At 73.5% G+C, this 7854-nt stretch carries 7 protein-coding genes and 1 pseudogene; 1 reads left to right on the top strand and 7 read right to left on the bottom strand.

What is annotated here, in order from left to right:
• The 5 genes and pseudogenes from G3I78_RS45630 to pdhA all read right to left on the bottom strand — a co-directional run.
• Positions 1–248, bottom strand: a pseudogene (locus G3I78_RS45630) (molybdopterin molybdenumtransferase MoeA); the annotation flags it as partial.
• Positions 245–1168, bottom strand: coding sequence for a molybdenum cofactor guanylyltransferase (locus tag G3I78_RS45625; RefSeq protein ID WP_164436244.1), 924 nt, complete (start codon positions 1166–1168; stop codon positions 245–247). The pseudogene G3I78_RS45630 and the gene G3I78_RS45625, both read right to left, overlap by 4 nt.
• A gap of 136 nt (positions 1169–1304) precedes the next feature.
• A complete protein-coding gene (locus tag G3I78_RS45620; RefSeq protein WP_164436242.1) occupies positions 1305–2858 on the bottom strand; it encodes a dihydrolipoamide acetyltransferase family protein in 1554 nt (517 codons plus the stop codon).
• Positions 2858–3862 (bottom strand): alpha-ketoacid dehydrogenase subunit beta, encoded by a 1005-nt coding sequence (locus G3I78_RS45615; RefSeq protein ID WP_164436240.1) that lies wholly within the window; start codon positions 3860–3862, stop codon positions 2858–2860. Before G3I78_RS45615 ends, G3I78_RS45620 begins: the two co-directional genes overlap by 1 nt.
• Complete coding sequence (pdhA, locus tag G3I78_RS45610; RefSeq protein ID WP_164436238.1) at positions 3859–4989, bottom strand: pyruvate dehydrogenase (acetyl-transferring) E1 component subunit alpha; 1131 nt, start codon at positions 4987–4989, stop codon at positions 3859–3861. The genes G3I78_RS45615 and pdhA overlap by 4 nt, the downstream gene beginning before the upstream one ends.
• A gap of 189 nt (positions 4990–5178) precedes the next feature.
• On the opposite strand from pdhA, the gene G3I78_RS45605 reads away from it, so the two are divergent.
• Positions 5179–5664 (top strand): Lrp/AsnC family transcriptional regulator, encoded by a 486-nt coding sequence (locus G3I78_RS45605; protein WP_164436252.1) that lies wholly within the window; start codon positions 5179–5181, stop codon positions 5662–5664.
• A 2-nt stretch (positions 5665–5666) separates the two neighbouring features.
• Here the strand turns inward: G3I78_RS45605 and G3I78_RS45600 are convergent, their stop codons facing one another.
• Entirely contained in the window at positions 5667–6257 is a 591-nt protein-coding gene (locus G3I78_RS45600; RefSeq protein ID WP_164436236.1) for a TetR/AcrR family transcriptional regulator, read from the bottom strand.
• Entirely contained in the window at positions 6254–7771 is a 1518-nt protein-coding gene (locus tag G3I78_RS45595) for a 3-hydroxyacyl-CoA dehydrogenase (RefSeq protein WP_164436234.1), read from the bottom strand. Before G3I78_RS45595 ends, G3I78_RS45600 begins: the two co-directional genes overlap by 4 nt.
• Positions 7772–7854: the final 83 nt, after the last annotated feature.

Here is a 7854-nt window from a genome sequence, read left to right as displayed (position 1 = left end):
CGGGCGGCGCTCGCGCGGGCCTCGGGCCAGGGGGTGGCCCTGTGGTGCGCGTCCGGGCGCGGTACCGGGCCGGATGCCTGCGGCGGGGGCGCGGCGGCGGGGGCGGGGGCGGGGGCGGAGTGACCGCTCCGGCCGTCTCTGCCGTTGTCTTCCTTCACCAGCGCGAGCGCCTCCTCGACGTCGAGTTCGTCGGCGTCTTCGGCCTGCCCGGTGTGGTCGCCCGTACGCAGGGAACGGGCGGCCGTCATCCGGCGTCCGGGCGGGTGTCGGGGGCCGCGTCGCTCTTCGCTGCGTCGTTCTTCCCGGCATCGCCATCCGCTGCGTCGCTTTTCGCTGCGTCGCTGTCCTCGTCGGCCCAGCGCAGGGCGAGGGCCGCGGCCTTGCGGGAGGCCTCGGCGACCGCCTCGGGGCCGCCGCCCGCCTGTGCGGCCGCGTAGCCGACGAGGAAGGTGGTCAGCGGCGCCGCGGGCCTGGCCACGCCGTGGGCGGCGTCCCGGGCGAGGTCGAGCAGCACGCCGGTGTCGACGTCGAGGTCGATGCCCAGCTCGTCCTTGACTGCGGAAATCCATTCATCCAACACGTGCCCATGCTCCCTGATGCGTGCCCTGGCGGTGGCGATGTCGTCCCAGGTGTCGCAGTCGAAGGACGCGACGGGGTCGGGGACGCGGGTGAGGTCGAGGACGGCGGTCAGCCGGCGCAGGGGCAGGCCGGTGAGCGCGCCGTGCTCCTTCGTCAGTGCGGTGAGCTCGGTGCGCAGCGAGGGCGAGCGGTACGCGGCCACCAGCGGCTGGTCGCGGCCGTCGGCGTCGGTGAGCAGCACGCCGTCGGCGCCGCCCGTGCGCAGGACGGTCAACAGCAGCCGTACGGTGCCCTCCTGAAGGAACGGCAGATCGGCGGAGAGCACCAGCACGTGCTGTGCCGTGGTGTGTCTCAGGCCCGCGTCCAGGGCGGCGAGCGGTCCGCCGCCGGGCGGGTCCTCGCGGGCCCAGGTCACCGGCCGGGCGGTCGGCCGGGGATCGGCGACGACGACGGTGGTGCGGGCGTCGGCGCAGGCGGCGAGCACCCGGTCGAGCAGCGGGCGCCCGCCGACACGCACGCCGGGCTTGTCCGCGCCACCGAGCCGCCGGGCGGCACCCCCGGCGAGCACGACGACGTCGTATGCGGTCACCCCCCGAGTATGCGTGCCGCCGCGATCACAGGGAACGTGCGGGCGGCACGGTGATCGGGGTCGGTGGGGGGTGCGGGTTGCGGGGTGTTGATGTGCGGGGCGTGGTTCAGAGGGCCCGGGGTCACAGGGCCCGGCGTTACAGCGTGCGCAGCAGCACCGCCGGCTGTTCCACGCAGTCCGCCACGTACCGCAGGAAGCCGCCTGCGGTGCCGCCGTCACAGACCCGGTGGTCGAAGGTGAGCGAGAGCTGGACCACCTGGCGCACCGCCAGCTCCCCTTCGTGCACCCACGGCTTGGGGACGATCCGGCCGACGCCGAGCATGGCCGCCTCGGGGTGGTTGACGATCGGGGTGGAGCCGTCGACGCCGAAGACGCCGTAGTTGTTCAACGTGAAGGTGCCGCCGGTGAGTTCCGCGGGGGTGAGGGTGCCGGTGCGGGCCGCCTCGGTCAGCCGGGCGAACTCCGCGGACAGCGACTCGGCGTCGCGCGCGTGGGCGTCCTTCACGACCGGTACGACCAGTCCCCGCTCGGTCTGCGCGGCGAACCCGAGGTGCACGGCGTCCAGCCGCACGATCTCCCTGGCCTCCATGTCCACGGTGGAGTTGAGCTCGGGGAACCGGGCGAGGGCGGCGGTCGAGATCCGGGCGAGCAGCGCGAGCAGGGAGATCTTCGGGCCCCCGGACGCGTTCATGGCGGTGCGTGCCCGCATCAGCTCGGTCGCGTCGGCGTCCACCCAGCAGGTGGCGTCGGGGATCTCGCGCCGGCTCCGGGAGAGCTTGTCGGCGACGGCGCCCCGGACGCCCTTGAGGGGGACACGGGTCCCCGCGGCGGCGGGGGTCGACGACGGGAGGAGGCCGGAGGCGGTGAGCGGCTGCGGGCCGCTTGCCGTCGACGGGGTCACGCGTGCGTGCGGCCCGGTCACCGGCGCGGACGCACCGTCCCGGGTGGCGGCCGCGCGCAACGCGTACTCGACATCGGCCCGCAGGATCAGCCCGTCGGGCCCAGAACCGGCCAGCTCGCGCAGGTCGAGACCGTTCTCCCGGGCGAGGCGGCGCACCAACGGCGAGATCACGGCCACCGGGCCGTCGACCGCCCCCGGTGCGGCTGCCGACCCGTCTCCCGTGGTCGGCGCGTCCGACCCGGCCGACGCGTCCGACTGGACCGTCCCGTCCGACCGGGCCGTCCCGTCGGGCGCGGCACGTCGGCCGGTGAGCGACCCGGACGAGCCGTTCGCCACCTGGGGCGCCCCAGCCGCCCCAGCCAAACCGGTCGCACCAGCCGCACCAGCCGCACCGCTCGCCCCAGCCGTCCCGGTCGCCACAGGCACCGCCTGCCCCGGCCGCACCCGCTTCCTGCGCGCCGGTGCCTCCGAAGTGCCGTACCCGACCAGGACATTGCCCGAGCCCTCGGTCTGCGGGGTCTCGCCCGGACCGCCGTCGGCCGGTGCCCCCACGGCCACCGTGATCAGCGGCGCCCCCACCGGAAGCTCGCCGCCCTCCTCACCGAAGCGGGCGGTGACGACACCGGCGTAGGGGCAGGGGACGTCGACCATCGCCTTGGCCGTCTCGACCTCGACGACCGGCTGGTCGACCGCGACCACGTCGCCGACCTCCACCAGCCAGCGGACGATCTCCGCCTCCGTCAGGCCCTCGCCGAGATCCGGCAGCCTGAACTCCAGCACCTGGGCCATCAGTTCTCCGCCTCCCACTGAAGACGCCCCACGGCGTCCAGGATCCGGTCCACACCGGGCAGGTGGTGACGCTCCAGCATCGGCGGTGGATAGGGGATGTCGAACCCGGCCACGCGCAGCACCGGTGCCTCCAGATGGTGGAAGCAGCGCTCCGTGACCCTGGCCGCGATCTCCCCGCCCGGTCCGCCGAACCCGCCCGACTCGTGCACGACGACCGCCCGTCCGGTGCGCCGTACCGAGGCCGCGACCGTGTCGTCGTCGAACGGCACCAGCGAGCGCAGGTCGACGACCTCCAGGTCCCAGCCCTCCTCGCGCGCGGCCTCGGCGGCTTCGAGGCAGACGGGTACGGACGGCCCGTACGTGATGAGCGTGGCGCTCCGGCCCGAGCGCCGCACCACCGCGCGGCCGATGGGTTCAACGGTCTCGGGGGCGTCCGGGTTCCAGGCGGCCTTCGACCAGTACAGCCGCTTGGGCTCCAGGACGACGACCGGGTCGTCGGAGGCGATGGCGGCGCGCAGCAGTCCGTAGGCGTCGGCGACGGTCGCGGGTGTGACGACATGGAGCCCGGGGGTCGCCATGTAGTACGCCTCGGAGGAGTCGCTGTGGTGCTCGACGCCGCCGATGCCGCCGCCGTAGGGGACCCGGATGGTGATGGGCAGCGGCATCGCCCCGCGCGTGCGGTTGCGTGTCTTGGCCACATGGCTGATCAGCTGCTCGAACGCCGGGTAGGCGAAGGCGTCGAACTGCATTTCCACGACCGGGCGCAGCCCGTACATCGCCATGCCGACGGCCGTGCCGAGGATGCCCGCCTCGGCGAGCGGGGTGTCGGTGCAGCGGTCCTCGCCGAACTCCTCGGCGAGTCCGTCGGTGACCCGGAAGACGCCGCCGAGGGTGCCGACGTCCTCGCCCATGACGTGCACGGCGGGGTCCTCGGCCATCGCGTCGCGCAGCGCGCGCGTGAGGGCCTGCGCCATGGTGGCCGGTTTGAGCGCGACGGTGGTCATCGGGGGTCCCCCTCGGCGGCCAGCTCGGCCGCCAACTGCGCCTGCTGCTCGCGCAGTTGCGGGGTGGGTTCGGCGTACACGTGGGCGAACAGGTCCATGGGGTCGAGGACCGGGTCCTGGTTCATGCGCGCGCGCAGGTCGGCGGCCATGGTCTCGGCGGCGTCCCGCGCGGCCCCGATCCCGGCCTCGTCGAGGTGGCCGCGCTCGGTCAGTTCGTGCTCCAGGAGGGCGATCGGGTCGTGTCCGCGCCAGGTCTCGACCTCGGCGTCGCCGCGGTAGCGGGTCGCGTCGTCGGCGTTGGTGTGGGCGTCCACGCGGTAGGTGATCGCCTCGACCAGGGTGGGGCCGCCGCCCGCGCGCGCGTGCCGTACGGCGGCGGTGAGGACCTCGTGCACGGCGGCCGCGTCGTTGCCGTCGACCAGGCGGCCGGGCATGCCGTAGCCGACGGCCTTGTGGGCCAGCGACGGGGCCGCGGTCTGCTTGGCGAGCGGGACGGAGATCGCGAAGCCGTTGTTCTGGACCAGGAAGACCACCGGGGCCTGCCAGACGGCGGCGAAGTTCAGCGCCTCGTGGAAGTCGCCCTCGCTGGTGCCGCCGTCGCCGACCATGGCGAGCGCGACCACGTCGTCGCCCTTGAGGCGGGCCGCGTGGGCGAGGCCGACGGCGTGCGGGAGCTGGGTGGCCAGCGGAGTGCACAGCGGGGCCACGCGGTGCTCGCGCGGGTCGTAGCCGGTGTGCCAGTCGCCGCGCAGCAGGGTGAGCGCCTGGACCGGGTCGAGGCCCCGGGCGACGGCGGCGAGGGTGTCGCGGTAGCTCGGGAAGAGCCAGTCGCGGTCGGTCAGGGCCAGCGCGGCGGCGACCTCACAGGCCTCCTGGCCGGTGCTGGAGGGGTAGACGGCGAGGCGGCCCTGCTTGGTGAGGGCGGTGGCCTGCGTGTTGTAGCGGCGGCCGCGCACCAGCTCGGCGTACAGGCGGCGCAGCAGGGCCGGGTCGGCCTCGGCGGCCGCGGCGGTGCCGAGCACGCGGTACGGCTCGTCGTTGGGCAGCAGCGGCGCGGGGTCCGTGCGGGGCTGCCAGGCGGGGGGCGGCGATGGCCGATACGCGCCCCGCTGCTCCATGACCGTCATGACGGCACCTCCTCGTGGGAGCGGCTCCGGCGCAGCACGGATTGTGAGGCGCCTCACCTACCGATTGTTCGGTCGTCGGCACATTTTGGCTACAGGCCCCCTCAGGCTGTGGACAAACGGTTCTCCACAGCCTGAGATGGACGCAGTACGTCCATGGTAGGGAGGCGGGGGGACATGGCACCTGAACAAATGGCCGAGAGCCCGGAGGGCTCCGGCCCGCTGCCGGCCCCGCGTCCCCTCGACGCTCTCGATCAGGACATCATCCGGATGCTCCAGGCGGACGGCCGCGCGTCGATAAGGTCGGTCGCCGAACGGGTGCATGTCTCGCGTGCCAACGCCTACGCGCGGATCAACCGGCTCATCGAGGACGGCGTCATCCGCGGCTTCGGCGCCCGCGTCAACCACGAGCGCGCGGGCCAGGGCACCTCGGCGTACATCACCCTGAAGATCGTCCAGAACTCGTGGCGCACGGTCCGCGAACAGCTCCGACAGCTGCCAGGGGCCTCGCACATCGCGCTGGTCGGCGGCGACTTCGACGTCCTGCTGCTGGTCCACACCCCCGACAACAGATCCCTGCGCGAGCTGGTCCTCACCCGCCTCCAGGCCATCCCCGAGGTCCTCAGCACCCGCACCCTGCTGGTCTTCGAGGAGGAGGACCTGGAGCCGCAGGGCTGAGCTCAGGACGCCTTGCGCAGTCCCCCGAAGATCAGCTGGGCGACCGCGTCCGACACCTCGCGTTCGTTCATGCCGCGGCCGTCCGGGCGGTACCACTCCACGATCGAGTTGATCATCCCGAAGACCAGACGGGTCGCGAGGCGCACCTCCACGTCGGCGCGCACGTCCCCGTCGGCGGCGGCCGCCTTCAGGAGCTCGGCGACCCGGTGGTCGAAGTCCCGGCGCCGCTCCAGGGCCCACCGCTCGGTGCCGGTGTTGCCGCGCACGCGCAGCAGCAGCGTCACGTACGGCAGCTCGGCGATCAGCACCTCGACCATGCGCCGCACGACGTACTCCAGGCGGTCCGAGGCCCGCCCCACGCGCGCGTGCTCCTCGTCGAGGATCCCGAAGAGGCCGTCCAGGGCCCGGCTGACGGCCCGGCGCAGCAGCTCCTCCTTGCCGGAGACGTGGTGGTAGATCGACGACTTGGAGATGCCGGCGGCCTTGGAGAGGTGCTCCATGGAGGTGCCGTCGTAGCCGCGCTCGTTGAAGACCTGGACGGCGACGGAGAGCAGCGTCTCCGGGGTGTACGTGTCCCGCTTGGCGGTCGTCATGAGGTGCTGCCCTCCCGTTTGTCGGAGGCGTACGCGTGGCGGTACAGCGCGAGCGAGGGCGCGTACCGCCCGGAGGGGTCGCGCATGTGCAGGTCGTCGAGGAGGGCGTAGGCCCAGTTGCGGCCGAGCCTGCGGCTCCACTCGAACGGGCCCAGAGGGTAGTTCACCCCGAGCCGCATCGCGGTGTCGATGTCCTCCTCGGTGGCCACGCCCTTGGCGACGGCGTCATGGGCGAGGTCGACGATCCGAGCGACCGTACGGGCGACGATCATGCCGGGCACGTCACCGATGACGCTGACGTCCTTGCCGAGCGCCTGGAAGAGCCCGACGGCCTCGCCGAGGGTCTGCTGCGAGGTGTCCTGGGAGGCGGACAGGGCGACACGGGTGGCCCTGCGGTAGTCCAGCGCGAGGTCGAAGTAGACGACGTCCCGGAACTCCACCGAGGTCTGCCCGTCGGCGAGCGCGAGCTGGCCGCCGCTCGGCATGACCAGCCGGGTGCCGTGGTCCTCTTCCTCCTCGCGGACCGGGATGCCCGCCTCGCGGATCAGCGCGAGCAGCTCGGCCGCGGGGCCCAGGTCGCCCTCGACGACGACGTACGCGGGCGGCTGGGCGCGCTCCGCGGTGTGCGGCTCGTCGCGCTCGGCGCCGTCCGTGTAGTCGTACCAGCCCTGTCCGCTCTTGCGCCCGAGCCGGCCCGACTCCACCAGGCGCTGCTGGGCGAGCGAGGGCGTGAAGCGCACGTCCTGGAAGAAGGCCCGCCACACGGAGTGCGTGACCGATTCGTTGACGTCCTGGCCGATCAGGTCGGTCAGCTCGAACGCGCCCATCTTGAAGCCGCCGCACTCGCGCAGCACGGCGTCGATGGTGGCGGGCTCGGCGCCCTGGGCCTCGTGGACCGCGAACGCCTCGGCGTAGAAGGGCCGCGCGATGCGGTTGACGATGAAGCCGGGGGTGTCGGCGCAGGCGACCGGGGTCTTGCCCCACGCGCGGGCCGTCTCGTACGCGCGCGTGGCCGACGAGACGTCGGTGGCGAACCCGGAGACGACCTCCACCAGCGGCAGCAGCGGCGCGGGGTTGAAGAAGTGCAGGCCCACGAAGCGGCCCGGGTTGCGCAGGGCGCCGGCGACGGCCGTCACCGACAGGGAGGAGGTGTTGGTGGCGAGCAGACAGTCCTCGCCGACGATGTCCTCCAGCGCCCGGAACAGCTCCTGCTTGACGGCCAGTTCCTCCAGGACCGCCTCGATGACCAGGGTGCAGTCCGCGAGGTCGGTGAGCTGCTCGGCGGGGAGCAGACGCGTGCGTGCCGCGTCCCGGTCGGCGGCGGAGACCCGGCCCTTCTCGACGAGCCGGTCCAGGCGCGCGCCGATGGTGTCGGCCGCCTCCCGCGCACGGCCGGGGACGGCGTCGTACAGCCGCACGGAGTGCCCGGCGACGAGCGCGACCTGGGCGATGCCCTGGCCCATGGTGCCGGTGCCGACGACGGCCACGGGGCTGCTGAGGTCGAGTGCTGTCATGTGCGCGATCCTCCCGCACGGGGTTTTCCACAGATGCGGCGGACCCCCTTGTCCCGACCGATCGTTCGGTTACTCTAACTCTG

It is taken from the genome of Streptomyces sp. SID13726 (assembly GCF_010548375.1).
Taxonomy (GTDB): Bacteria; Actinomycetota; Actinomycetes; order Streptomycetales; family Streptomycetaceae; genus Streptomyces.
Note: the sequence above shows the minus strand (reverse complement) of the source record. Positions and strands in the feature narration are given on the sequence as shown.